The sequence below is a fragment of the Kitasatospora sp. NPDC092286 genome, from assembly GCF_044755565.1.
GTDB lineage: Bacteria > Actinomycetota > Actinomycetes > Streptomycetales > Streptomycetaceae > Kitasatospora.
In genome coordinates, this window is sequence record NZ_JBIVRD010000005.1 from 123,421 (window position 1) to 146,780 (window position 23,360).

Annotated in this window: 24 protein-coding genes; 10 read left to right on the forward strand and 14 right to left on the reverse strand. The window is 74.9% G+C overall.

Annotation, left to right across the window (positions count from 1 at the left end):
* Window positions 1-39: 39 nt before the first annotated feature.
* Both ACIQIB_RS07180 and ACIQIB_RS07185 read right to left on the reverse strand, forming a co-directional pair.
* Complete coding sequence (locus tag ACIQIB_RS07180) at window positions 40-504, reverse strand: CBS domain-containing protein (protein ID WP_363604980.1); 465 nt, start codon at window positions 502-504, stop codon at window positions 40-42.
* Between the two features lie 91 nt (window positions 505-595).
* Entirely contained in the window at window positions 596-1,579 is a 984-nt protein-coding gene (locus ACIQIB_RS07185; RefSeq protein WP_363604981.1) for a slipin family protein, read from the reverse strand.
* 176 nt (window positions 1,580-1,755) lie between these two features.
* Here ACIQIB_RS07185 and ACIQIB_RS07190 point away from each other — a divergent pair, with 176 nt between their 5' ends.
* A complete protein-coding gene (locus ACIQIB_RS07190) occupies window positions 1,756-2,547 on the forward strand; it encodes a uracil-DNA glycosylase (RefSeq protein WP_363604982.1) in 792 nt (263 codons plus the stop codon).
* 18 nt (window positions 2,548-2,565) lie between these two features.
* On the opposite strand, the gene ACIQIB_RS07195 is transcribed toward ACIQIB_RS07190, so the two are convergent.
* Window positions 2,566-3,453, reverse strand: a complete 888-nt coding sequence (locus ACIQIB_RS07195; protein ID WP_400757143.1) for a CHAD domain-containing protein — start codon at window positions 3,451-3,453, stop codon at window positions 2,566-2,568.
* Window positions 3,454-3,697: 244 nt separating this feature from the next.
* Between ACIQIB_RS07195 and ACIQIB_RS07200 the strand changes: the two genes are divergently transcribed.
* Window positions 3,698-4,183: a signal peptide protein gene (locus ACIQIB_RS07200; protein WP_400757144.1), complete on the forward strand. Its 486-nt coding sequence runs from the start codon at window positions 3,698-3,700 to the stop codon at window positions 4,181-4,183.
* Window positions 4,184-4,210: 27 nt separating this feature from the next.
* Here the strand turns inward: ACIQIB_RS07200 and ACIQIB_RS07205 are convergent, their stop codons facing one another.
* The 3 genes from ACIQIB_RS07205 to ACIQIB_RS07215 form a co-directional block, all read right to left on the reverse strand.
* Window positions 4,211-4,405 carry a hypothetical protein gene (locus ACIQIB_RS07205; protein WP_400757146.1) on the reverse strand — a complete coding sequence of 65 codons (195 nt, stop codon included), beginning with the start codon at window positions 4,403-4,405 and terminating at the stop codon, window positions 4,211-4,213.
* Between the two features lie 177 nt (window positions 4,406-4,582).
* Window positions 4,583-4,969: a hypothetical protein gene (locus ACIQIB_RS07210; RefSeq protein ID WP_400757147.1), complete on the reverse strand. Its 387-nt coding sequence runs from the start codon at window positions 4,967-4,969 to the stop codon at window positions 4,583-4,585.
* Window positions 4,966-5,133 (reverse strand): hypothetical protein, encoded by a 168-nt coding sequence (locus tag ACIQIB_RS07215; RefSeq protein WP_400757148.1) that lies wholly within the window; start codon window positions 5,131-5,133, stop codon window positions 4,966-4,968. The genes ACIQIB_RS07210 and ACIQIB_RS07215 overlap by 4 nt, the downstream gene beginning before the upstream one ends.
* Window positions 5,134-5,857: 724 nt before the next feature.
* Between ACIQIB_RS07215 and ACIQIB_RS07220 the strand changes: the two genes are divergently transcribed.
* The 5 genes from ACIQIB_RS07220 (at window position 5,858) to ACIQIB_RS07240 (ending at window position 12,164) form a co-directional block, all read left to right on the forward strand.
* Window positions 5,858-6,538, forward strand: a complete 681-nt coding sequence (locus ACIQIB_RS07220; protein WP_363604988.1) for a hypothetical protein — start codon at window positions 5,858-5,860, stop codon at window positions 6,536-6,538.
* A 167-nt stretch (window positions 6,539-6,705) separates the two neighbouring features.
* Window positions 6,706-7,539: a DsbA family protein gene (locus tag ACIQIB_RS07225; RefSeq protein WP_400650476.1), complete on the forward strand. Its 834-nt coding sequence runs from the start codon at window positions 6,706-6,708 to the stop codon at window positions 7,537-7,539.
* 65 nt (window positions 7,540-7,604) lie between these two features.
* Window positions 7,605-8,261 carry a vitamin K epoxide reductase family protein gene (locus tag ACIQIB_RS07230; protein ID WP_400757150.1) on the forward strand — a complete coding sequence of 219 codons (657 nt, stop codon included), beginning with the start codon at window positions 7,605-7,607 and terminating at the stop codon, window positions 8,259-8,261.
* Between the two features lie 410 nt (window positions 8,262-8,671).
* Window positions 8,672-9,946 (forward strand): hypothetical protein, encoded by a 1,275-nt coding sequence (locus ACIQIB_RS07235; RefSeq protein ID WP_363604991.1) that lies wholly within the window; start codon window positions 8,672-8,674, stop codon window positions 9,944-9,946.
* A 19-nt stretch (window positions 9,947-9,965) separates the two neighbouring features.
* On the forward strand, window positions 9,966-12,164 hold the full coding sequence (locus tag ACIQIB_RS07240; RefSeq protein ID WP_400757151.1) for a tetratricopeptide repeat protein: 2,199 nt from the start codon (window positions 9,966-9,968) through the stop codon (window positions 12,162-12,164).
* Window positions 12,165-12,211: 47 nt separating this feature from the next.
* Here the strand turns inward: ACIQIB_RS07240 and ACIQIB_RS07245 are convergent, their stop codons facing one another.
* From ACIQIB_RS07245 to ACIQIB_RS07260, 4 genes are all read right to left on the reverse strand, one after another.
* Complete coding sequence (locus ACIQIB_RS07245) at window positions 12,212-12,715, reverse strand: helix-turn-helix domain-containing protein (RefSeq protein ID WP_400757153.1); 504 nt, start codon at window positions 12,713-12,715, stop codon at window positions 12,212-12,214.
* A 445-nt stretch (window positions 12,716-13,160) separates the two neighbouring features.
* Window positions 13,161-14,246: a serine hydrolase domain-containing protein gene (locus tag ACIQIB_RS07250; RefSeq protein WP_400757155.1), complete on the reverse strand. Its 1,086-nt coding sequence runs from the start codon at window positions 14,244-14,246 to the stop codon at window positions 13,161-13,163.
* A gap of 73 nt (window positions 14,247-14,319) precedes the next feature.
* Window positions 14,320-14,904: a GNAT family N-acetyltransferase gene (locus ACIQIB_RS07255; protein ID WP_400650489.1), complete on the reverse strand. Its 585-nt coding sequence runs from the start codon at window positions 14,902-14,904 to the stop codon at window positions 14,320-14,322.
* A gap of 24 nt (window positions 14,905-14,928) precedes the next feature.
* Window positions 14,929-15,345: an ankyrin repeat domain-containing protein gene (locus ACIQIB_RS07260; RefSeq protein ID WP_363604997.1), complete on the reverse strand. Its 417-nt coding sequence runs from the start codon at window positions 15,343-15,345 to the stop codon at window positions 14,929-14,931.
* 394 nt (window positions 15,346-15,739) lie between these two features.
* Between ACIQIB_RS07260 and ACIQIB_RS07265 the strand changes: the two genes are divergently transcribed.
* From ACIQIB_RS07265 to ACIQIB_RS07275, 3 genes are all read left to right on the forward strand, one after another.
* Window positions 15,740-15,934: a hypothetical protein gene (locus tag ACIQIB_RS07265; RefSeq protein ID WP_063346460.1), complete on the forward strand. Its 195-nt coding sequence runs from the start codon at window positions 15,740-15,742 to the stop codon at window positions 15,932-15,934.
* Between the two features lie 164 nt (window positions 15,935-16,098).
* On the forward strand, window positions 16,099-17,736 hold the full coding sequence (locus tag ACIQIB_RS07270; protein ID WP_400757156.1) for a hypothetical protein: 1,638 nt from the start codon (window positions 16,099-16,101) through the stop codon (window positions 17,734-17,736).
* Window positions 17,737-18,026: 290 nt separating this feature from the next.
* Window positions 18,027-18,401 carry an RNA polymerase-binding protein RbpA gene (locus ACIQIB_RS07275; RefSeq protein ID WP_030396357.1) on the forward strand — a complete coding sequence of 125 codons (375 nt, stop codon included), beginning with the start codon at window positions 18,027-18,029 and terminating at the stop codon, window positions 18,399-18,401.
* 151 nt (window positions 18,402-18,552) lie between these two features.
* Here the strand turns inward: ACIQIB_RS07275 and fxsA are convergent, their stop codons facing one another.
* From fxsA to ACIQIB_RS07295, 4 genes are all read right to left on the reverse strand, one after another.
* On the reverse strand, window positions 18,553-19,122 hold the full coding sequence (fxsA, locus tag ACIQIB_RS07280) for an FxsA family membrane protein (RefSeq protein WP_400757158.1): 570 nt from the start codon (window positions 19,120-19,122) through the stop codon (window positions 18,553-18,555).
* 82 nt (window positions 19,123-19,204) lie between these two features.
* Window positions 19,205-20,818: an apolipoprotein N-acyltransferase gene (lnt, locus tag ACIQIB_RS07285; RefSeq protein WP_400757159.1), complete on the reverse strand. Its 1,614-nt coding sequence runs from the start codon at window positions 20,816-20,818 to the stop codon at window positions 19,205-19,207.
* Window positions 20,819-20,973: 155 nt separating this feature from the next.
* On the reverse strand, window positions 20,974-22,590 hold the full coding sequence (locus tag ACIQIB_RS07290) for an amidohydrolase (RefSeq protein ID WP_400757160.1): 1,617 nt from the start codon (window positions 22,588-22,590) through the stop codon (window positions 20,974-20,976).
* Window positions 22,591-22,711: 121 nt separating this feature from the next.
* A complete protein-coding gene (locus tag ACIQIB_RS07295; RefSeq protein ID WP_363605002.1) occupies window positions 22,712-23,152 on the reverse strand; it encodes an Lrp/AsnC family transcriptional regulator in 441 nt (146 codons plus the stop codon).
* Window positions 23,153-23,360 lie beyond the last annotated feature (208 nt).

Consider the following 23,360-nt stretch of genomic DNA (forward strand, 5'->3'; position numbering starts at 1 on the left):
GCGGGAGCGGCGGCGCCCGGGTGGTTCCCGGGCCCCGGGTCAGCCGCCCTGGGCGCTCGTGGCGCTCTCCGCCGCCGGCTCCTCCTCGGCGCAGACCGCGGACACGAACTCCGCGACCCTGGCCTGCGGCAGCCCGCGCGCGATGTCCGCCTCGCTGATCATCCCGACGAGTTCGTGCTCCGGGTGGTTGATCACCGGCAGCCGCCGCACCCGGTACTGCTCCATCACCCGCAGGACCTGTTCGGTGTCCTCGTCCGCCTCCACGGTCATCGGCCGGCCCTGGGCCAGTTCACCGGCGGTCACCCGCGCCGGATCCCGGCCCTCGGCAACGCACTTCAGCACGATGTCCCGGTCGGTGAGGATGCCCAGCAGCTTCTGCTGCTCGCCGCAGATCGGCAGCGCCCCGACGTGCCGTTCCCGCATGATCCGGGCCGCGTCGGCGAGGGTCTCGTGCTCACCCACGCACTCCGCCCCCTGGTGCATGATGTCGCTGGCTCTGGTCATGATCGGCCTCCTGACGTGCCTGCCACTCCCGTTACTCCATCGTGGTCCGGCCCGGGGGCCTCCGCCACCGGGCGCCGCGCCACCGCCGCCGTCACCCGGCCCGCTCGACCCGCGGCCCGTCCTGCCCACTCTCCCGCCTGCCCGGCTCCGGGTGCGCCACGCCGTCCGGCGCGTCCAGCGGCGACTGTTCCAACAGCTCTTCCAACGGGGGAAGTTCGAGCTGCTCCACCCCGGGCGCCACGGCCTCCGCCGCGCCCGTCCCGACCTCCGCCGACGGCTCCTCGGCCTGCGCCGCCGACCGGTGGTGCGCGTCGGTCGCGCTGTCCAGGAACCGCAGCAGCTCCACCGGGAAGGGCAGCACCAGGGTCGAGTTCTTCTCCGCGGCCACCTCCACCACGGTCTGCAGCAGCCGCAGTTGGAGCGCCGCGGGGGTCGCGCTCATCACCGCCGCCGCCTCCGACAGCCGCGCCGACGCCTGGTACTCGCCGTCCGCGGTGATGATCCGCGCCCGGCGCTCCCGCTCGGCCTCCGCCTGCCGGGACATCGATCGCTTCATCGACTCCGGCAGCGCGACGTCCTTGATCTCCACCCGGTCGATCTCGATGCCCCAGCCCAGCGCCGGGCTGTCGATCATCAACTCCAGCCCCTGGTTGATCGGTTCGCGGTTGGCCAGCAGGTCGTCCAGCTCGCTCTTGCCGATGATCGAGCGCAGTGAGGTCTGCGCGACCTGCGAGATCGCGAAGTTGTAGTCCTGGACGTTGACGATCGCCTTCACCGGGTCTTCCACCCGGAAGTACACCACCGCGTCCACCCGGACGGTGACGTTGTCGCGGGTGATGCCCTCCTGCGCGGGGATCGGCAGCGTCACGATCTGGACGTTCACCCGCCGCAGCCGGTCCGCCACCGGCATCAGCGCCACCAGCCCCGGCTCCCGCAGCTGCGGGCGGACCCGGCCGAACCGGAACACCACACCCCGCTGGAACTGCTGCACGACCCGCAGGCTCAGCCCGGCCCAGACGCCCACCAGCCCGATGGCCCCCAGCACCGCCCCCAGCACCGCATCGAAAATCAGCATCGCGGTCTCCTCGCGCGCACCAGCACGCCCCGGCCGTCACCGACCCGGCCGAGCCGGGGTCCGCCGGAACCACCGGTTCCACGCTACGCCTGCCGGGGCGCCGCCGAAACGGCTCCCCCACGCCCCTGGTACAGGCGGCCCGGTGCGGGACCCTACGGAACCCTAGGATCGTGCCCATGCCCCAGCGCCCGGACGAAGGCCCCGCCACCGACCCCGGCCACCCCCGTCACCCGGCCGAGGCCGCCGCCCGCGCGGACGGGCTGGCCGTGCTCGACCGCGTCGTCACCGGCTGCCGGGCCTGCCCGCGCCTGGTCGCCTGGCGCGAGGAGACCGCCCGCACCAAGCGCCGCGCCTACCAGGACTGGGACTACTGGGCCCGCCCGATCCCCGGCTTCGGCCCGCCCGACGCGCCGCTCGTCCTGGTCGGCCTCGCCCCGGCCGCGCACGGCGCCAACCGCACGGGGCGGATCTTCACCGGCGACCCCTCCGGCGACCTGCTCTACGCCGCGCTGCACCGGCTCGGGCTGGCCAACCGCGCCGAGTCGGTCCGGCACGGGGACGGGCTGCGCCTGCACGGCGTCCGGATCACCGACCCGGTCCGCTGCGCCCCGCCCGACAACAAGCCGACCACCGCCGAACGCGACACCTGCCGCCCCTGGATCACCCGGGAGCTGGAGCTGATGCGGCCCACCGTCCGGACCGTGGTCGCGCTCGGCGGCTTCGCCTGGCAGGCGCTGCTCCCGGCGGTCGCCGCGGCCGGCTGGCTGCTCCCCCGCCCCCGTCCGGTCTTCGGCCACGGCGCCCACGTCACCCTGGCCGCCGCCGACGGCGGCCCGCCGCTGGAGCTGTACGGCTGCTACCACGTCAGCCCGCGCAACACGAACACCGGGCGCCTCACCACCGCCATGCTCCGCGACCTGCTCCGCACCGCCGCCCGCTCCGCGGGCCTCGCCCCGCGCGAGGACTGAGCACCGGCGGGAGACCCGCTACCCGAAGCGGGCCAGGCGCCGTTTCGCCGCCCGGGCCCACACCGGTGCGAGGTCCCGCCGGGCCGCCTCGGCGGCCGCCAGCTGCTGCCCGTAGAGCACCCCGTAGCCGAAGGTCCGGCCGGCGCCGGGGGCGGTGGCGCGTTCGAGCAGGGCGGTCGCCGCGACGACCGCGTCCTGGTGCTCCCCGAGCACCTCCTGGACCGCCTTCATCCGTTCGGCGTACCGCTCCGCCGCCGGGCCGACGGCCGGGGCCGCCGTCTCCCCCGCGTAACGGGCCCGCTTCGCGGCCTTCCGCGCCTCGTGCAGGGCCCGGTCACGCGCGGGCGGGTCAGCGGCGGCCCGGGCCAGCCGCACCCGCTCGGCCGTCCGGCGCTGCTCGCGCGCGGCGACCCTGGCCAGCTCCGGCACGGCGGCCCGCTCGGCGCGCCCGCGCAGCGGAGGGTCGGCGAGCAGCGCGGCCAGGCCCGCCGCCAGGGCCTGCCGCCGGGGGCTGTCCAGCGCCGCGACGACCTCCGGCCGGACCCGCCGGTACTCCTCCCGCCCCCACCGCTCCAGCTCGGCCGCGACCTGCTCGGGTCCGCACTCCGGCGGCAGCTCCCGGGCCCGCGCCACCAGCCGCTCGGCCAGCACCTCCCGGTCCCGGGCCCGCCCGAGGGCGGAGGCCAGCCACCGCAGCTCGGCCACCAACTCGTCGGTGGTGCCCCGGACGAACAGCCGCCGGTACGTCCGCAGCGCGCTGCGCAGCCGCCGGCAGGCGACCCGCATCCGGTGCACCGCGTCCGGTTCGTCCGCCCGCACGGCCGCGTCCAGCCCGGCCAGTACGGCGGCCTGCGCCCCGATCCGGTCGAGCAGCACCCGGCCCGCGGTGGGCTCGGCTTCGGCCATGCGCGCTCACCCCCTCGTCGGGGCTTCCGGTACGTCTTCCAGGCTAGATGATCGATGCCAAGGCCTCGTACGGGTGCCGCACGAGCATCTCCCCGTGCACGGCCATCGGGCCGGCCGTCGGCCTCAGGCCGATCGTGCGCCCGCCGCATGCGGCTTTCCGCGGGAGGGGGCAGGGTGGAGGGATACGGATCCGCCCGAACCGTCGACGCGCCCGGTGACGCGGCCGTCGGCCGAAGGAGGTGCCGTGCGCACCCGGAAGATCCCCCGCCGGAGCCTGGCCCTGGCCGTCGCGGCCCTCGCCGCCCTGCCGGCCGCCGCGCTCACCTCCCCCGCCCAGGCGGCGACCGGTGCCCCGCCGGTCGGCTTCGTGGAGCTGCCCAGCAGCCTGGTGCCGTCCGACCACGGGAAGCGGGTGTTCACCGTCACGTACCGCAACGACGCGTCGACGGACCGGACCGTGGCGCCGCAGATCCTGGTCGAGTCCCCCGAGCGGGGCCCCTACCTCGATCCGTCGGACATCCGGCTCGAAGTGCTGGCACCCGACGGCCACTGGCGCACCATGCCGCTCGCCAGCCAGACCGGCACCCTGTACACCCGGCTCACCCCGGCGAAGGTCGTCCTCCACGGCCACCACACCCTCACCGGGCGGTACCGGCTCACCGTCGTCGGAACGCTCCTCGGAACGGTCGGGCGAGGGACGATCGAACCGAGGGTGGCGCTCTACGCCTGACTCACCCGGAAAAGCCTGACGCGCCCGCTACGGCAGCGGCGCCGGGGTGAAGGTCCCGGCGGGGGCGTCGCGCCAGACCGGACCGGCCAGGGCGCCGCCGAAGACCTGGCCCACCACCCTGCCGCCGATGCGCCGGCCGTCCGGGGGCTTCGGGTCGTCGGTGTCGCCGACGACGGTCGCACCGGCCATCTCGGGGGTGCGGCCGACGACCTCGGACGCCACCAGGGCCGCACCCAGGGCGGCGTGATGGTCCCTGGTTCCCCGGTGCCGGGAGACCGCGCCGGACGCCGCCCGGGACCGGGCCGCCCGATCCGGTGCGTGACCGCCTCCTGTCCCGGCGGACCGCTCAACCCTCCTGCGGCGTCCGCCCGATGACGCGCCGGACCGCAACGCGCCCGGCTACGGCCGGAGTTGGAGCGCCAGGGACATGGTGTAGCCGACCAGGGCGGCGAAGAGGCAGACGGCGGTGGTGTAACGCGGGGTGAAGGGCAGGCCGGCCAGGGAGGGGTAGAGGAGGACGGCGGCACCGGCGGCGATGTCGGCGGCGTAGAGGCCGCCGGGCGGGGCCGCGCCGGTGGAGCGCGCCGCCCAGCCGGTGGCGATCAGGAAGCCGGTGAGGAGGGTGAAGCCGGACAGCAGGCCGGAGCCGATCCCGTAGATGGCGGGGTGGGGTTCGGGTGGGTCCTCGCCCTCGGGGCCGGCGGGGCGCAGCCGGTGGGCGACGGCGAGAGCGGCGACGGCGATCGCCATGGACGCGGCGGCGCTGAGGAGCGGGCCGGGGTTCATCTGCGGCTCCGGGGTGTCGGGTGGAAGTGGCCGAGGGCCGCTGCGAGGACGGCCGGGACCAGGACGACGATGATCAGCACAGCGGTCCAGACCACCGGGTCGAGGGCGGGCGGGGGCGGAGCGCCGCTGGCCGGCGGCAGTGCGCCGACGATCGCGACGGTCACGGCGGGCGCGGGTGCGGCCGACGACGGCGGGGCGGGAGACGGCGGAAGCTCCGCCGGCGAGGGTGAGAACGACGGCACGGCCGACGGTGACGCCCGGTGCGGCGCCGGCTGCTCCCGGCCCGGCTCGGCGCTCTCGGCCGCCGGGGCCGACGGGGCGGCCTGCCACGGCGCCGGCGACGACCACGGGGGCGTGGACGGGACCGGCACAGCGTCCGGCCCAGCGTTCGTCGGAGCGGAAGGAGTGGACGGAACGGGAGGAGAGGGCGAAGCGGGTACCGGCGAGGGCGTGGCCGAAGGCGCCGGACAGTGCTCCCACGGCGGGTGCACCGTCGGCGGATCGGGTGCCACCGGCGGATCGATCACCGGCGGATCGATCACGGGCGGACCGACCGCCGGCGGGGCGGGCGGCAGGGGCGGCAGCGGAGGCGCCGGCGGACGTACCGTCGGCGGGCTCGGGCTGAACGGCGGCCCGGGGTGCGGGTTCCACTGGCCGGGGGCGGCGAGGGTGTGGTCCATCGCCAGATTGTCGAATCGCCCCCGCCGCCGACGGCAGCCCCTGACGGTGCCTCAGCCGTCCTCGCCGTCCCAAACCCACCCAGCCGGTGAACTCCCCGCCTTTCCCCCGCGAACGAACGACCACGGAGGGGCAATCTGTTCGGGCTTGTGACCACGACCGCCGACGCACCCTCGTCCCGGGTGTAAACGTCGTGGCATACTCCGGGGCGTGACGACTTCCACGCACGCGACGAGGGCCCTGCGGGCCGCGGTGTTCACCGCGTTCGCCGTGCCGCTGTCCGCGCTGGGGCAGGTCGTCATCACCGGTCGCCCGCTGCCGCTCACCCTGGTGGTGGCCGCGACCGCGGTCGTCTTCCTGGTCGCGGCCGTGCTGGCCGGCCGGGAGCGCCGGCTGGTGCACATCTCGGCCGTGCTGGTCCCGGTCGAGCTGATGCTCAACACGACCTTCAATCTGGGCCAGGCCGGCTGCGGCCCGGCCCTCGGGGCGGAGCACGCCCCCGCGCGCGGCATGAACCTGCTGGTGTGCGGCGGCGGTTCGGTCGACGGGTCGCTGTTCTCCGGGCAGTTGGGACACACCGGGCCGCTCGCACCCGCCGTCACCCAGCTGCTCGTCCTGCTGGTCCACCTGCTGGTCGCGCTGGCCGCCGCCGTCTGGCTGCGGCTGGGCGACGCCGCCCTGTCGGGCCTGGCCCGCTCGCTGCGCGCGTTGCGCCAGTCGCTCGCGGCCCCGCTGCGCGCCCTGTTCCTGCTGCTGGCCCCGGCTCCGGTCCGGCCGGTGCTGCGGGTGCCGCTGCCGGTCTCGGACCGGCCGCGGCCGCGTCGCGAGGCCGTGGTGCTCAGCCCGGCGCCCCGGCGTGGCCCGCCGTCGGCCTTCGCGCCCGCCTGCTGACGACCCCGCCGCCACGGCGGCCCCGGGAGCACCCGGACACCCCCGCAGGCGGTGTGCCACGCCCGAGCAGACCAGTCCGAGCCCCCTCGTGCCCGCCGGCGCCCCGCGCCGCGCCGAGGCGGCGCCCCCGCGCACACCGCGCGCCCCGTACAGGAGTTGACCCAACCATGGCCCAGTCCAGCAACAGGCAGCCGAACCCGAACAGCAAGCAGGCCAAGCGCGTCAGCGCCCGCGAGCGGATCCAGGAGGCGCAGCGCCAGGAGCAGCAGGCGGCCAAGCGCCGCCGGCTGATCGTCGTCGCCGTCTCGGCCGTCGCCGTGCTCGCCATAGCGGGCGGGGCGGCGGTGGCGATCAGCTCGGCGGGTGACGACAAGTCCTCCGCCGCCGAGCCCGCCGCGCCGACCGCGCTGGTCGTGCCCGCCAACACCACCGGCCCGGACGGCACCCTGGTGGTGTACGGCAAGGCCGACGCCCCGCACACGCTGCAGGTGTTCGAGGACTTCCGCTGCCCGGTCTGCAAGACCTTCGAGGCGACCAACGGCGACACCGTCAAGAAGCTGGCGGACGACGGCACGGTCAAGATCGAGTACCACCTGGCCGCGTTCCTGGACAAGCCGCTCGGCGGCAAGGGCTCGCGCACGGCGCTGGCCGCCGCCGGCGCCGCGCTGAACGAGGGCGTGGACAAGTTCAAGCAGTTCCACGACGTGCTCTACGCCAACCAGCCGGACGAGCGCCAGGACGCCTTCGGCGACGTCAACCATCTGCTGGACCTGGCCGGCCAGGTGCCGGGGCTGAAGACGGACGCCTTCGTCAAGGCGGTCAACGACCGGACGTACGCGCCGTGGGCGACGAAGGTCGCGGACGCGTTCAGCAGCAGCGGGGTGACGGGCACGCCGACGGTCAAGCTGGACGGCAAGCCGATCACGCTGTTCAGCGGCAACCGCGCGGTGACGCCCGAGGAGTTCACGGCCCAGATCAAGCAGGCCACGGGCGCGCAGTGAGCACCACCGGCCCGGCCGATCTCCGGCCGGGCCGGTCCCCTTCACACCTACCGGAGTGCTCTGCCATGACCGCCCCGACCACCGTGAACCCCTCCCCTCCCGTGGCCGCCACCACCCCGCCGAACCGCGCGCCGATCGGCGCGGGCCGGGTGTACTCCCTGTTCCTGCTGATCGGCGGGCTGACCGGGCTGGCCGCCTCGGCCGTCCTGACCTTCGACAAGCTCCGCATCCTCGAGAACCCGTCGTACATACCCAGTTGCAACATCAACCCGGTGATCAGCTGTGGTTCGGTGATGCGCACCGAACAGGCCGAGGTCTTCGGCTTCCCGAACCCGCTGCTCGGCCTGGCCGCGTTCGGCGCGCTGACGGCGATCGGCGCCGGGCTGCTGGCGGGCGCCGCCTACCGCCGCTGGTTCTGGCTGGGTCTGCACGCGGGCACCCTGCTCGGGGTGTTCTTCGTGCACTGGCTGATCGACCAGGCGCTGTACCGGATCGGGGCGCTCTGCCCCTACTGCATGGTGGTCTGGGCCACCGTGATCCCGCTCTTCTGGTACACGACGCTGCACAACCTGCGCACCGGTGTCATCCCGGTCGGCCCCCGGCTGCGGCCGGTGGTCCGCGAGGCCGCCCGCTACCACTGGGCGCTCCCGGTCCTCTGGGCGGCCGTGATCGCCCTGCTGATCCTCAACCGCTTCTGGTACTACTGGAGCACCCTGCTCTGAGCCCCGGCGGCCCCACCGGCCTGTCGTACCGGGGCTGTTCTCGACATGGACCCGGCTTGTTCACGGGGTGTCGAGTACAGCCCTCCTCCGCTGCTAGAGATGACCTGTTCCCGTCAGCGCCCGGCGCTCGCCTCGATCGCGAGCACCGGGCGCTGACGGGCTCCATCCGGCGAGAGGAGGTGACCAGGATGAAGAAGATCGCCATCCGCAAGGCGGGCTCGGTCCGTCTGACCAGCGCTGCGGCGCTCTACGGCGGCGCCCCGTGCGGGCCGACGTGGCCCCCGATCCCGCTCCCCGCGTAGTCGCGAGCGGCTCGGACCGGCGGTGGCCCCGGGGATCCTCCCGGAGCCACCGCCGCGTGCCACGAGCCGTCCTGCGGTCGGTGTCCCGGTCATCCGCTTGGAGGAGCCATGCCAGACAGGCCGGCCACGGCCGAGCCCGGCGAGCAGCAACCGCCGCAGGCCGTACGGCAGCCACCGGAACCGGACCGGCCTCTCACCTTCCACGAGCTCGTCTTCCAGCCGGACGGCGACGAGGTGACGGTCGGACGGCTCGACGAGGGGACCTTCGTGGTCCTTCCCGCGGACGGCGCGGCACTGCTGCGCCGGCTCGTGGACGGGATGCCCCGCGCGCAGGCCGCGCGGTGGTACACCGAGACCTACGGCGAGACGGTCGACCTCGCCGACTTCGTCGCCGATCTCGGCGAACTCGGCTTCCTGCGTCCGCCGGGCGAACCGGCGGCGCCGCGCCCACCGGTGCGCTGGCAGCGGCTCGGCCGGGCGGTGTTCTCCCGCGTCGGCGCGGTGCTGTATCTCCTGCTGCTGGCGGCCTGGTTGACCGCCGTGGTCCGCTCCCCCGACCTGGCCCCCGGCTACCGGCACCTGTTCTTCACCCCGTACATGTCGGTGCTCGTCGCGGTCATGTTCCTCGCCCAGGCGCCACTGATCCTGCTGCACGAGGCCGCGCACGCGCTGGCAGGGCGCCGCCTGGGCCTGCCGTCCACCCTGTCCGTGGGCCGGCGGCTGTACTTCGTGGTCTTCCAGACGGCCCTGGACGGGCTGGTCGCGGTGGAACGCCGCAAACGGGTGCTCCCGATGCTCGCCGGCATGCTCACCGACGTCGCCGTCCTCGCCTCGCTGACCCTGCTGGCCGCCGCCACCCGCACCGCCGACGGCGGCTTCTCCCTGATCGGCGGCGTGGCCCTGGGCCTCGGGTACTCGACCGTGCTGCGGCTGCTGTGGCAGTGCTTCTTCTTCCTGCGAACCGATGTGTACTACCTCGTGGTCACCGTGCTGGGCTGCGTCGACCTGCAGACGACGGCCAAGCAGTTGCTGGCGAACCGGTGGGCGCGGCTGCGGGGCCGCCCCGAGCCGTACGCCCCGGAGAGCTGGCACCCCCGCGACCGCTCGGTGGCCCGCTGGTACTCGGTCCTGATGGCCGTCGGCTACACCGCCGCCCTGGCGACGATGGCGGTCAGCCTGCCCCCGATCGTGGCCAAGGCGTACGGGACGGTGCTCACGCAGCTGTCCGGCGACCCGGCGCACCGCTGGGCCGGGCTCGCCGACAGCGTCCTGTTCCTGCTGATGACCGTCGGTGAACTCACCCTCGCCACCGTGCTGTTCCTGCGGGAGCGGCGCACCCGGCGCACCGCCCGCACCGCGGCCGGCCTGCCGTTCCCGTCCTGACGTCCCCCCTGGAGGGCCCATGTCCATCACCTCCGCCGACCACGCCGCGCCGACGGGTGGCGGGCGGCACGTCCTCGTGGCCGGTCGGCTGCACCGGGACCGTGCCGCCGCCCGGGAGCGGCTCGGCGTCCCGGCGCCCCTGCTGCCGGAGATCTCCGCGCACCGCAGGCTGCGCGGCCCGTACACGGCCGCCGGCACACTGGTCCGGGGGCTGCTGCCGGACGCGCTGGCGCGGCGGCCTGAGCTGGTCACCGCCCACGAGGTCGAACTCCTCACCGTGGCACCGGAGCTGCGCGACCGGCTGCCCGCCACCCGGGAGACCCTCACCTCGCTGGCCGTGCCCCAGGAGCGGACCCGCTTCTACTCGCGCCGGCGCACGCTGCGGATCGCGCACGGGCTGCAGGAGTTCCTGGCCGAGCTGCTCACCGCCGAGGGGTACGGCACCCGTTCCCTGGTCGTCGAGGACCTCGACCACGCCGACCCGACCGATCTGGAGTTCCTCTCCGTCCTCCTGCGGCGCACCGACCCGGCACTGCTGACCGTGCTGGCCGGGGGCACCGCCGCACTGCTCGACCCGCCGCCGGCCGATCCCGCGGTGGAGCCCGGCACCCCGCTCGGCGAGAACCTGCCGCTGGTCCTGGCGCTCCACTGCACGCGGATCGACGCCCCGGCGGCCGCCCCCGCCGTACCGGACGAGACGGACGACGAGACGGACGAGGCGAACAGCCGGGCGGCGGCGGCCCGTTACATCGCCGGGGACGCCACCGACGACGACCCGGCCGCGCTCACCGCCTACCTCCGCCTCCCGGCCGGGGAACGGCAGGCCCTGCACGACCAACGGGCCGAGGCCCTGCTGGCCGCCGGTGAGAGATCGGCGGCACTGGGCGCCGTCCCGTACCACCGCGAACACGGCAGTGACGTCCTCGGCACCGGACTGCCCGCGCTCGCCGAGGCGATGGACGCCTGCATGCTGCTCGGCTTCTACGACGCCACCCTCGACCTGTGCCGCCGGGGCCGCGCGCTCTGCGATCCCGAACGGCACCCGGAGGCCTGGTGGCACTTCACCGGCAAGATGCCGACCTCGCTGTCCGCCCTCGGCCGGGCCGACGAGGCCGAGGCGATCTGCGACGAGGCCCGGGCCCGGTCGCGCAACCCCGCCGTCCACATCCAGTGCGCGTACGCGACCGCCATGCTGTTCACCAGGCACCGCGCGCCCGACCGCCGCGACCACGATCGGGCCCTGGGCTGGATCAACGAGGCCATCGCCCTCGCCTCGCTCCTGCCCGACCGCCGCCAGCGCGCCTTCAACACCGTCTTCCACAACAACGGCCTCGCCCTGATCGAGGCGCACCTCGGCCGCCCCGAGGCGGCCCTCGAACTGGTCACGGCCGGCCTCGCCGAGCTCGACCGCGACCTCGGCCACGACGAGCACAGCCTGCACCGCTCCGTCCTGCGCCACAACCGGGCGACGGTGCTCGGCGGACTGGGCCGGCTGGACGAGGCCCTGGACGACCTCCGCGCGGTGATCGCCGCCGATCCGCACTATCCGGAGTACCACTTCGATCTCGGCAACCTGCTCCGGTCGCGGGGCGACGACGAGGCCGCGCTCGCCGCCTACGAGACGGCGCTGCGCCTCGGCCCGCCGTTCCCCGAGGTCTACTACAACCGGGGGGACGTCAGGAACGCGAACGGCGACACCGAGGGCGCCCTCGCCGACTTCGGCTATGTGCTGGTGCTGGACCCGAGCTTCGTCGACGCCTACGTCAACCGGGCCGGGATCCTGCTCGACCTCGGCGATCCGGACGGCGCCGGGCGGGACGCCGCGGCCGGGCTCGCGCTGGACCCGCAGAACCCGCACCTGCTGGCCGCACTCGGCCGGGTGCACGCGGAACGCGACGAGCACAAGGCGGCGCGGGAGGCCTTCGACCGGGCCCTGGCCGCCGACCCGCACCTGCTGCCCGCCCTGTGCGGCCGGGCCACCGCGGCCTGCCAACTCGACGATCTGGAAAAGGCCCTGACGGATCTTCACCAAGCGGTCGAGCTCGCTCCGCAGGACCCGGCCGTCCGGTACAACCGCGCCTTCGTCCTGCTGAGGGCCGACCGGTGGGACGCCGCACTCGCCGATCTCGACATCGCCGCCGAGCTCCTTCCGGAGGACGATGACGTCCTCGCCGCCCGCGCCGAGTGCCTGGCGCGGCGCACGGCCATGACCGGCTGACCGCCGGTGCCGGGCCGCACCCCCGCGGCCCGGCACCCGGGCAAGACCTAAGGGATCCAGCGGCCGACGACGCTACGGGTGCGGCTCAGCACGGCGACCGCCAGCCGCGCCACGGCGTCGGAGAGCGGCTTCTGGTCCGCCCCGCCCTGACCTGCCCCGCCCTGGCCCGGCCCGGCCGGCCGCGGGTCGGCACCGGCCGTCATCCGCCGCGCACGCCCGGCCATCGCCCGCTGCCGCACCACCAGGAGCGAGCCGGGCGGCAGCCCGAAGGTCTCCTCGTACGAGCCGACCAGCGCCTCGGAGGGTATCCGCCGACCCATTTCGATGTCCGAGAACATACTGTGCGCGCTGTATCCCAGCCGCCGGGCAAGCGCCCGCATCGAGAGGCCGTGCTCCAGCCGCAATCGGCGCAGGACAATTCCTAATTCCCGCTCGGCGAATTCGGAATCCGCCCCGGAGGCCAGCGGCGGGCGGCCCGCCGGCGTCACCGGCGACCTGCCCGGCGGCCATCTGTCACCGCGTCTGGCGCTCTCCGGATTCTGCAATGCCATGCCATCACCACATTCTCGGATAGGTCCGCGCAGCGCACGCTCTCTGCGCAATGCAGTGCGGCGCCCGCCGGGGCCGGGCCAGGCCGCAACTGGCCCCCGAACAGGGACGATGCACCGCGACGGGCAGGGGTGGCACCAACCCCTCCCCCCGGGGCGGCGCCGGGACAAACACCCCCCAGATATCTGGGGGGTGCCGACGCACGGCCATTCCGCTGCCGGTATTTCGCAGCGTAAGCCGGTGTAACAGCCGCATAACACGCATCAGCATGCCGCTCACCGGCGCGTGCGTCAATGGCGAATACCCCGCCCCGCGCCACTGCGAGCCGGCGTGCGGACCGGCGCGGCGGAATATCGGTGAAACTCCCCCAGGAGTTCCCAGGCGTCGCTTTCCATCCCACGCATCCCGCCGGACGCAACCGGACGCGGCGGAGCCCTCGGTGGGGTGTCAGCCGAAGACGGCCCGGCGGAAGGCGTTGCGCAGGTCGGTGAGCGGCTGGAGCTCGCGGTTGTAGTGGACCTTGTTGGTGAGCAGCAGCGCCCAGCGGCCGAGCCGGAGGCTGATCCAGATTCCGGTGCCGGTGAAGCCGTAGTGGACGAAGGTGCCCTCGGCGGGGTCGGTGCCGGGGGCACAGAGCCAGGAGAGGCCGCGGGCGGGGGCGAGACCGCCGGTCTGCTCGCGCAGCGACTCGGCGGCCCAGGGGGCGACCCAGGGCAGCGCGGACGGCGGGTCGAGCAGCGCGGTGAGGAAGCGTTCGAGGTCGCGGGCGGTGGAGAAGGCTCCGGCGTTGCCGCTGACGCCGCCGAGCAGCCGGGCGGACGGGTCGTGGACGATGCCGCGCAGGTGGGCACCGGTCGCCTCGTCGCACTCGGTGGGCGCGGCGCGGGCGGCCTCGTCGGGGGCGAGCGGGCCGAACCGGGTGTCGGCCATGCCGAGCGGGCGCCAGACCTGCCGTTCGGCGAGTTCGCCGAGCGGGGCGCCGCCGAGGTGCTCGACCAGGTGGCCGAGCAGGACGGCGGCGCGGTCGGTGTACTCGACGGCGGTGCCGGGCGGGCGGTGCAGTGGGGCCGCGAGGACGCCGGCCCGAACGGCCGCCCGGTCGCGGCCGTAGAGCGCCTCGAAGTTGGTGCGCAGCGGCATTCCGGCGGTGTGGGTGAGCAGGTGGCGCGCGGTCACCACGCCGGCCGGCCGGCCGGCGGCCGCCGGCCAGTAGTCGCCGAGGGGCCGGTCCAGCGGCAGGCGCCCGGCCTGCCGGAGAACGCCGGCGCAGGGCCAGAGCGCGATGATCTTGGTGAGGCTGGCGAGGTCGTAGAGCGTGTCGTGGTCCGCCTCCAGCCGGGCGTACCGGCCCTCCCCGAGGACGCCCCGACGGCCCCGGCCGCGTGTACCGCCCGCGTCGCCGACGGCCCAGACCGCACCGGCTCCGACCGCCCGCAGGCCGTCCGACACCAGCCGGTCCAGCTCCCCGCCGGGGGCGGCGAGGACGGCGAGCGGGACCGGACCCGGTTCGCCGCCCGGCGGTTCCTCGTTCATGCGCGCCCCCGCCCCGTCGTCCGCCGGCCCGCCGCCGGCCGACCCGCCGGGAGCCTACCCAGCGGGCGTGGACTCAGACGGTGACCGCGCCCGCGAGCCCCTGGCCGGCGAACTCCTTGCCGAGGCAGATGCTCTGCGGGTGCTCCCGGTAGATGCCGAACTTCTGGATCGGCCGGTACCCCTCGGAGCCGTACAGCGCGACCGCCTCGGGCTGCTCGGTGCCGGTCTCCAGCACGAAGCGGGTGCGTCCGGCCTCGACGGCGGTCTGCTCCAGCCGGCGCAGCACCGCCCGGGCGAGGCCCCGGCCCCGGGCGGTGGGGACGACGAACATCCGCTTCAGCTCGGCGTCGCCGCCCCGCAGCCCGTGCGGATCGGCCTGCTTGGCGCGCCAGCCACCGCAGGCGGCCGGCGCGCCGTCCAGGTAGGCGATCAGGAACAGCCCGGCCGGCGGCTCGAAGTCGTCGGGGTGCAGGACCGTGAGGTCGCCCTCGCCGTAGCGGCGGACGTACTCCTCCTGCACCTCCGCCGACAGTCGCTGCGCGTCCGGGTGGCCGTAGCCGGTGATCCGGAACTCGACGGTGCCGGCCCTGCCGCCCCTGTCTTCCTGGCCGCCCCTGTCGTCGCGCTGGACGGCGGCGGTGCCCGTGGTGCTCTCCATGGTTGAAAAGCCTACGACCTGCGGTCAGCGGCCCTCGAACCGGGCGACCAGTTCCTGCTTCCCGAACATCACGGCGGTGTCGACGGCGGACGGGCTGCCGGCCTTCGGGTCGGCGCCGCCGTCCAGCAGCACGGTGAGCACGTCGTCGGCGCCCTTGAAGACGGCCCCGGCCAGCGGCGTCTGGCCCCGGTCGTTGGCCCGGTTCGGGTCGGCCCCGCGCTCCAGCAGCGCGCCGACGGTGGCGGCGTGACCGTGGTACGCGGCGAGCATCAGCAGGGTGTCGCCGCGGTCGTTGGAGAGGTTGGCGGGCGCACCGGCGTCCACATAGGCGGCGAGGGTGGCGGTGTCCCCGGCCCGGGCGGCGTCGAAGAGCTTCCCGGCCAGCTCGATCACCTCGGCGTCCGGGGCGTCGGCGGGCGGCCGGCTGGTGGCGTCGGTCATGACGGACCCTGCTTTCGTGTCGTGGGTGCTGCGGCTGTGGGTGGCGCGTACGCACCGTAGCGGCCCGGTGCACGGATGATCCAGCACGCGTCCGGCGGCCGGACGGCGGTATTCCCCCGCGCGGCACCCGGGCGTGCGGGCCACGCCGCCGTTCGGGCGACTTCCCGGCACCCCCGGAAGCCTCCCGCCCGCCCGCCGGGAATGCCTCGGCGCGCCGGACCGGGGCGACAAGACGCCCCCCGTCCAAGGCGGTTCACCTGCCTCCACCCGGCTCACCGGCCGGTATTGGCCAAGAAGACCACCCATTTGCACCGTTCCATCATCTATTACTTTTTGTCACGATTGTGGCACTTTCCGTCATGCCGTCCCTGTCCCCCTCCCCGAGGAGCAGATCGTGATCCTCTCGATTTCCGGCATCGTCCTGTTCGGCACCATCGCCTTTCTCTTCTTCCGCAGGGACGGACTAAAGGTCTCCCACGCCGTCGTCTGCGCCCTCTTCGGCTTCTATGTCGCCGGCTCCTCGATCGCGCCGAGCATCACCGCGGGCGGCGCGAGCCTGGCCAGCCTGCTCGGCGGCCTCAAGTTCTAGCGCTTGCCTGACAATTCCCGCCGCAACTCCCCGGCCGGGCCCGGGCGCGGATCCCACCGCCCCCGGGCCCCGTCGTTCACCCGGGCCCGGCCGCACCCCGCACCCGGGCCGACCCCCGCACCACTCCCGAACCCGACCGTCCCACCCGCCCGGGGAGCCAAGGAATGCCGCTCAAAGGAATGCCGCCCAACCGCCGTCTCAGCAAGGGCCTCGACCTCGCCCGCACGGCCGGCGACCACGCCTCCGACATGTTCGCGCCGCTCACCGTCATCGGACGCGGGCTGCGCCACCACATCGGCTGGGCCAAGGACCGCTGGCAGGCCACCCCGAAGGATCGGCGCGGGCCGACGCTCTTCCTGACCGCCGCGATGCTGCTCGGCATCTACCTGCTGCCGCACGGCCTGCTGTTCGCCCTGGTGGCACTGATGGCCAGCGCGGCCTGGGCCGGACGGTCCCCGAAGGGACCGCCGGGGCCGCCCGAGCCGAACGCCGCCGACCTCAAGCTCGGCGCCCTGTACGCCGCGCTCACGCCGTACCTGACCGGCCCCGAGGACCTCAACCCGCTCTACCACCACGAGGGCCGCTACCAGGACGTCTTCGGCGCCTGGGAGTTCGACGGCGACGGCCGGCTCTCCCGGCTGGAGCTGGTCTACCCGGCCTACTTCACCGACACCGAGCCCGCCGCCCGGACCCGGATCGAACAGGTCGTCCAGGGCAAGGCCGGCCGCGCCCGGGAGTACCGGTTCGACTGGGACGAGGAGTCCAACCGGCTGCGGATCACCGCGCTGGCGCCGCTGCCGACCGACATCGCGGCCCAGCGGTTCGTCACCGCGCCCGGCGAGATCGTGCTGGGCTTCACCGACGAGGAGGGCAGTGCCCGGACCATCCCGGTCGGCCAGGGCGGGACGATCGTCCAGCAGCCGCCGGTGGTCTGGCGCACCGGGCCGCGCTCGGCCGAGCCGCACCTGCTGGCGCTGGGCGTGACCGGGTACGGCACCTCCAGCCTGATCCGCTCGGTCGCGCTCCAGGCGCTCCCGTTCGGGGACCTGGTGGTGATCGACGGCGCCGGGACCGGCGAGCACGCCTGTCTGGTCAACCGCCCCGGTGTGCACACCGTGGAGACCAGCCTGCACGGCGCGCTGGCCGCACTGGAGTGGGCCGCCGGGGAGACCGAGCGCCGGCTGGCCGCGCTGAACGCCGCCCGGCACGCCGGGGTGGCGCCCCCGGAGGACATCACCCGGCCGCTCTGGCTGCTGCTGGACCACCCGACCGAGCTCAGCGAGCTGGCCCACGCGGAGGGCCGCCCCGACCCGCAGGACCTGCTGGAGCTGCCGCTGCGGCACGGCCGCGCCGCCCGGGTCACCGTGGTGATCGCCGACGACATCGAGGCCCGTGACCGGATCACCCCGACCGTCCGGGCCACCACCCGGGCCCGGGTGACGCTCGGCCCGACCGGCCCCGCGGAGGGGCAGGCCGCACTCGGCACACCGCTGGACATCGTGCCGGCCGCGCACGCCCCCGCCGGGCGCGGCTATGCCCGGATCGGCGCCGGCGCACCGGTCCGCCTCCAGGTGCCGGCCACCGTCGACCCACTGGACGAGGACGCCCCGGCGCAGCTGCGCGAGGCGGTGATCGCCCTGCTGCCGCACCGCGACACCCGGACCGAGGCGGCCGCGCCGGTCGAGGCGCCGCCGCTCCCGGCCGGGCCGCCCCCGGCGGTGCCGGTGGAGCTGGACCCGGAGGCCGGACCGGTCGACCTCGCCAAGGGGCACCCCACCCTGCGCTCCCGCCCGCTCGGCTGAACGGGGCCGTCCGGACGGCCTTCGGCCGGGGCGGCGACGGGCGTCGTATCCCGTCCCGGTACGCTCCTCACGGAAAGCCCGATCGATCACCGCATGTGAAATAGGTGACACCTGGGGTGATATCACCGGCCAGATGTGACAAATCGGGCGCTGGTGGGTACAAACAGGGACGGCACGACAGACGACGCATGTCCCGGGACGGGAATCTTCGTCGGAAGCCGAGCGTTGACCGAACGACGAAGAACAGCGACCACTAGTCCTGTGGGCCATAAGCCCGGGAGGCACGATTCATGAGCGAGCGAGCTCTCCGCGGCACGCGACTCGGGGCCACTAGCTACGAGACCGACCGCGGTATCGATCTGGCTCCCCGCCAGACCGTCGAGTACGCATGTCAGAACGGACACCGATTCGAGGTTCCTTTCTCGGTCGAGGCCGAGATCCCCTCGGCCTGGGAATGCCGTTTCTGCGGCCAGGAGGCAGTACTTCTCGACGGTGATGAGCCGGAGGAGAAGAAGACCAAGCCCACACGCACCCATTGGGACATGCTGATGGAGCGCCGGACGCGCGAGGAGCTGGAGGAGGTGCTGGCCGAGCGGCTGGCCGTACTCCGCTCCGGAGGGATGAACCTCGCGGTACACCCGCGGGACACCCGTAAGAGCGCCTGACCCCGCTCCCGCCCACGGCGGCGGGAGCACGCGAAAAGGGACCCTGGCCACCAGGGTCCCTTTCGCGTTGCCCGAAACCGGCTCCCGCCCGGGGAGCCGGGGCGACGGGACCGGAAGGCGGGGCGGCCCGGCGCGGGCCGCCCCGGCCGGGTCAGCCCTTGATCGGGGGCCGGTAGGTGGTGTCCGGGCCCTGCGGGCCGGCGCCGGGCTCGACCACCTCGCCCTGGATCACCTTGCCGTCCGGCCGGTGGATCCGCAGCTGCTCCTGGAGCCGCACGGCGTCCGCCAGCGGGTCCGCGCCGGTGGCCGCGGTGCTGCGCAGCGCCTTGTCGGCGAAACGGCGCCCGGCGGCCCGCCAGAGCGCACGGGTGGGCGGGAAGACCAGGGTGAGCGCCAGGGCGTCCGAGAGGAGGCCCGGGACGATCAGCAGCAGGCCGGCCAGGACCGTCATGCTCGTCCCGGTCTGGGCCTGCTGCGGCTTCGGGTCACGGCTCTGTTCGAGCGCCGCCGACAGCGCCTTCGCCCCGGCCCGCTTGATCAGCGAGCCACCGATCACGGCGCCGGCTATGAGCAGCAGGAGGACGGTGAGGCCGCCGAGCCGCGAGCCCACCTGGACCAGCAGCCAGATCTCCAGCACCAGCCAGGCGGTGATCAGCAGCGGCAGCACCCGCCGGAGCTTGCCGCGCGGGGCCGGACGGGCGGGGGTAGCTTGCTGGGTCACGGTACGAATCCACTCCAAGCGGTGCTCTGCGCGCCGCACGGGAGGTCCGGGCCGGCTACGGCACCACCTGGTGCAACGATCCTCAGGTGGCGGGTGTTCCGGCGGTGGGGCGCCGGCGGCGGCCGATCAGCACGGCCGCGCCGCAGGCCAGCAGGCCCGCGACGGCCAGCGTCCACTCGGGCGCGGCGCCGACGCGGTCGGCGACCGTGGTGCCGTCGCGCAGCGGGACGACGGCCGACAGCTCGGCGGCGGTCAGTTCCTCGGTGCGCTGGACCACCGAGCCGTCGGGGGCGATCACGGCGCTGATGCCGCTGGTGGCGGCGATCAGGACGGCCCGGCCGTGCTCGACGGCGCGCAGCCGGGACATCGCGAGCTGCTGCTCGGGCTGGCCGGTCTTCGCGTAGGTGGCGTTGTTGGTCTGGACGACCAGGACCCGGGCGCCCTTGTCCACGGTGTCGCGGACGATCTCGTCGTAGGCCACCTCGAAGCAGATCACGTCGCCGATCCGGGCCGGGCCGAGCTGCATGACGCCGTTGTGGTCGCCGGGGTAGAAGTCGCGGGCGACCCGCTGGAGGCGGGTGATCACCTTGGCGAGCTGGTCGCGGAACGGCACGTACTCGCCGAACGGGACCGGGTGCTGCTTGGTGTAGGAGGCGCCGGGACCGGTCTTCGGGTCCCAGACGATGCCCTCGTTCTGGACGTGCCGGCTGTCCGGGCCGTCGACCAGGGTGCCGACCAGGGTGGGCACGCCGATCGCCTTCACGGCCTCGTCGATGCGCTGGTAGGCGAGCGGGTCGCTGAACGGGTCGAGGTCGGAGGAGTTCTCCGGCCAGATCACGATGTCCGGGCGCTCGACCCGGCCGGCCTCGATGTCGGCGGCGAGCTTCTCGGTGGCGGCGGCGTGGTTGTTGAGGACCATCATCGGGCGGCCGAGGAAGTCCATGCCGGGGTTGGGCACGTTGCCCTGGACGAGGGCGACCTTGACCGTGTCGGCGGGCGCGGTGGGCACCGGGACGAGGTAGCCGGCCAGCAGGGCGGCGACCGCGCCGAGGGCGGCCAGCGCGGCGGCCCTCGGGGCCCTGCGGGGCCCGCGCAGGCGCAGCGCGGCCCAGGCCAGCAGGGCGCCGCTGAGGGCGACGGCGAAGGTCACCAGCGGGGCCCCGCCGAGCGCGGCGAGTGGGGTGTAGGGGGTGGCGGTGTTGGCGAAGGCCAGCCGGCCCCAGGGGAAGCCGCCGAGCGGGAGCCGGTCGCGCGCCCACTCCTGGGTGATCCAGAGGCAGCCGGCCCAGAGCGGCCAGCCGGGCAGGCGGGAGGTGACGGCGAGTCCGGAGCCGAGCGCCGCCAGGAAGAGGGCCTCGATGACGGACAGTCCGACGGTGGCGTCCCAGCCGATCACCCGCAGCCAGCTGAGCAGCAGCAGGAAGAACGGCAGGCCGAAGGCGAAGCCCGTCCAGGCGGCCTGGCGGGCGGTGCGGCCCCGGGTGAGCAGGGAGAGCGCGGCGACGCCGACCAGGGAGAGCGGCCAGAGGTCGAACGGCGGGAAGGCCAGGGCGAGCAGCAGCCCGCCCAGCACGGCCAGGCCGGTGCGGGGCAGCCCGGCGCGGACCTTGGCGAGGGCGCGGGCCGCCCGGCCGGGCCGGGGGGCCTGGTCGGGCGACTGGGGCGCGGTCCCGGACCGCTCCTGGGTGACGGGCATGGCCACCGGCGCACCATCTCTCTGGGGGAGCCGCCCCGCGGACCCGGGGGCATGCATGTTCGGACGCTGTCCGAAGAAGGTACCCCGGAAGGACACGGAACCGTGAGGTCAGGGTGGTAGCGACCGGGGCCGCCGCGCGGGTCTGACGACAGACCCTAGGCCCCGGTGGCCAGGTGGACGGTCCGGCCGCGGACGACGGTGCGCAGGCAGGCCGGGAGCGGACGGCCCGGGGTGAGGTCGGGCAGGCCGGGAGTGCCGGAGCGCGGGTCGGTGGACCAGCCGGCCACCCGGGAGTCGGGGGCCTGGACGACCAGGTCGTCGGCGGCCCAGATCGCGTAGCTGGCGACCGCCCCCGGGACGAGGACGCCGTCCTGGTCCCGGCCGAGCGCCCGCCAGCCGCCGCGGGTGTGCGCGGTGAAGGCGGCGCGGACCGAGATCCGGTGCTCGGGGGTGCGGTGGAAGGCGGCCGCGCGGACGGTGCCCCAGGGGTCGAGCGGGGTGACGGGGGCGTCCGAGCCGAAGGCGAGCGGGACGCCGGTCCGCAGCAGGGCGGCGAAGGGGTTGAGCGCGGCGGCGCGCTCGGCGCCGAGCCGCTGGACGTACATGCCGTCGGGGCCGCCCCAGGCGGCGTCGAAGGCGGGCTGGACGGAGGCGGTGAGGCCGAGTTCGGCGAAGGCGGCGATGGAGGTCTCGTCCAGGGCCTCGGCGTGCTCGACGCGGTGGCGCCGCGCCTTGACCCGGTCGGCGCCCACCCGCTCGCCGGCCGCCCGGACGCCATCGACGACGGCGGCGACGGCGGCGTCGCCGATGGCGTGGAAGCCGGCCTGGAGGCCCGCCTCGGTGCAGGCGGCGACGTGGTCGGCGACCTGCTCGGCGCTGAGGTAGGAGGTGCCGGTGTGGTCGGCGTCGGCGTACGGGCTGTGCAGGCAGGCGGTGTGCGAGCCGAGCGCGCCGTCGACGAAGAGGTCGCCGCCGGCGCCGACGGCGCCGAGCCGGCGGGCGGTCTCGACACCGCCCAACTCGCCCCAGTAGCCGAAGACTTCGGGGGTGTCGCCGTCGGCGGCGAGGGCGAGCAGGGCGGCCAGGTCGGTTTCGGAGGAGATCTCCGGGCCGGCGCACTCGTGCAGCGAGCCGATGCCGAGTTCGGCGGCGCGGGCGAGCGTGGCGCGCTGGGCGCGGCGGCGCTGTTCGGGGGTGAGGTGGGCGAGCGCGGTCTGCCGGACGGCGTGGTGGGCGTCCCGGGTGAGCGGGCCCTCGGCGGAGAAGCCGGGCCGCCCGGCCAGGCCGTCGGTGAGCGCGCGCAGCGCGGTGGTGGCGAGCGCGGAGTGCACGTCGGTCCGGGAGAGGTAGACGGCGGCGCCCCCGGCGGCCGCGTCGAGTTCGGCGAGGGTCGGCGGGCGGCCCTCGGGCCAGCCGGTCTCGTCCCAGCCGTGGCCGATGAGCACCCCGCCGGCCTCCGGCCGGTCGGCCGTGAAGGCGGCGACGGCGTCGAGCGCGGCGGCGAGCGAGGGGCTGCCGGTGAGGTCGAGGCCGGTGAGCGCCAGACCGGTGGAGGTGGCGTGCACATGGGCGTCGGCGAAGGCGGGGGTGACCAGTGCGCCGTCCAGCTCGACGATCTCGTCCGCGACGTCGGTGTACGCCTCGGCGGCGCCGTCGCTGCCGACCCAGGCGACGTGCTCGCCCTCGACGAGCATCGCGGTCGCGAAGGGGTCGGCGGGGCTGTAGACGGCGCCGCCGCGCAGCAGGACGGTCCGGGGGGTGCGTTCGGTCATGCGGCTAAGTCTGCACCTTCCCGCCCGCCCGTCCTCGGGCCGGGGGCCCACGGGTTCGTGGTCGGAGCGTTTCGGGGTGCCCGGCCGGGCCGCACCGTCGGAGCCGGCCGGGGCCGTGCGGTCAGAACTTCGGGGGGCGCGCCTCGTAGGGGGTGGAGAGGACGACGGTGGTGCGGGTGGAGACACCGGCCGCGCTGCGGATGCGCGCGAGCAGGTCCTCCAGGTCGCCGGGGGCGCCGACGCGGACCTTGAGGATGTAGTTCTCGTCCCCGGCGACGCTGTGGCAGGCCTCGATCTCGGGCAGGCCGGCGAGGCGTTCCGGTGTGTCGTCGGGGGCGCTGGGATCGAAGGGTTTGACCGAGATGAACGCGGTCAGCGCCAGATCGACGGCGTCGGGGTCGATGATCGCGGTGTAGCCGCGGATCACCCCGCGCTGTTCCAGGCGCCGCACACGCTGGTGCACCGCCGAGGTGGACAGGCCGGTGGCCTTGCCCAGGTCCGTGTAGCTCATCCGGCCGTCCTCAAGGAGCAGCTGGACGATGCGTTGGTCGAGATCCTCCACAAGGCGCAAACCTACCGGGTCGGGGGCGCGCGGGGCGCCGCGATGGGCGCACCCGGTGTCACCGGCGGTGGTGCGGGGTGCCGACCGGGCACATGCCGGACGAATGTGGCCAAGGACACACCTGGTGCATCACAGTGCAACAGGCCGCAGGGTTATGAGTCCGTGTCGCAGGGAAGTGCTGGTTGTGGCCCCGGGCGACCACGCCGGG

Bases quoted from the DNA above. Each gene is read 5' to 3' on its own strand.
- ACIQIB_RS07180 (WP_363604980.1), bottom strand. From the start codon at position 504: ATGACCAGAGCCAGCGACATCATGCACCAGGGGGCGGAGTGCGTGGGT.
- ACIQIB_RS07185 (WP_363604981.1), bottom strand. From the start codon at position 1,579: ATGCTGATTTTCGATGCGGTGCTGGGGGCGGTGCTGGGGGCCATCGGG.
- ACIQIB_RS07190 (WP_363604982.1), top strand. From the start codon at position 1,756: ATGCCCCAGCGCCCGGACGAAGGCCCCGCCACCGACCCCGGCCACCCC.
- ACIQIB_RS07195 (WP_400757143.1), bottom strand. From the start codon at position 3,453: ATGGCCGAAGCCGAGCCCACCGCGGGCCGGGTGCTGCTCGACCGGATC.
- ACIQIB_RS07210 (WP_400757147.1), bottom strand. From the start codon at position 4,969: ATGAACCCCGGCCCGCTCCTCAGCGCCGCCGCGTCCATGGCGATCGCC.
- ACIQIB_RS07225 (WP_400650476.1), top strand. From the start codon at position 6,706: ATGGCCCAGTCCAGCAACAGGCAGCCGAACCCGAACAGCAAGCAGGCC.
- ACIQIB_RS07230 (WP_400757150.1), top strand. From the start codon at position 7,605: ATGACCGCCCCGACCACCGTGAACCCCTCCCCTCCCGTGGCCGCCACC.
- ACIQIB_RS07235 (WP_363604991.1), top strand. From the start codon at position 8,672: ATGCCAGACAGGCCGGCCACGGCCGAGCCCGGCGAGCAGCAACCGCCG.
- ACIQIB_RS07240 (WP_400757151.1), top strand. From the start codon at position 9,966: ATGTCCATCACCTCCGCCGACCACGCCGCGCCGACGGGTGGCGGGCGG.
- ACIQIB_RS07245 (WP_400757153.1), bottom strand. From the start codon at position 12,715: ATGGCATTGCAGAATCCGGAGAGCGCCAGACGCGGTGACAGATGGCCG.
- ACIQIB_RS07250 (WP_400757155.1), bottom strand. From the start codon at position 14,246: ATGAACGAGGAACCGCCGGGCGGCGAACCGGGTCCGGTCCCGCTCGCC.
- ACIQIB_RS07255 (WP_400650489.1), bottom strand. From the start codon at position 14,904: ATGGAGAGCACCACGGGCACCGCCGCCGTCCAGCGCGACGACAGGGGC.
- ACIQIB_RS07260 (WP_363604997.1), bottom strand. From the start codon at position 15,345: ATGACCGACGCCACCAGCCGGCCGCCCGCCGACGCCCCGGACGCCGAG.
- ACIQIB_RS07270 (WP_400757156.1), top strand. From the start codon at position 16,099: ATGCCGCTCAAAGGAATGCCGCCCAACCGCCGTCTCAGCAAGGGCCTC.
- ACIQIB_RS07275 (WP_030396357.1), top strand. From the start codon at position 18,027: ATGAGCGAGCGAGCTCTCCGCGGCACGCGACTCGGGGCCACTAGCTAC.
- lnt (WP_400757159.1), bottom strand. From the start codon at position 20,818: ATGCCCGTCACCCAGGAGCGGTCCGGGACCGCGCCCCAGTCGCCCGAC.
- ACIQIB_RS07290 (WP_400757160.1), bottom strand. From the start codon at position 22,590: ATGACCGAACGCACCCCCCGGACCGTCCTGCTGCGCGGCGGCGCCGTC.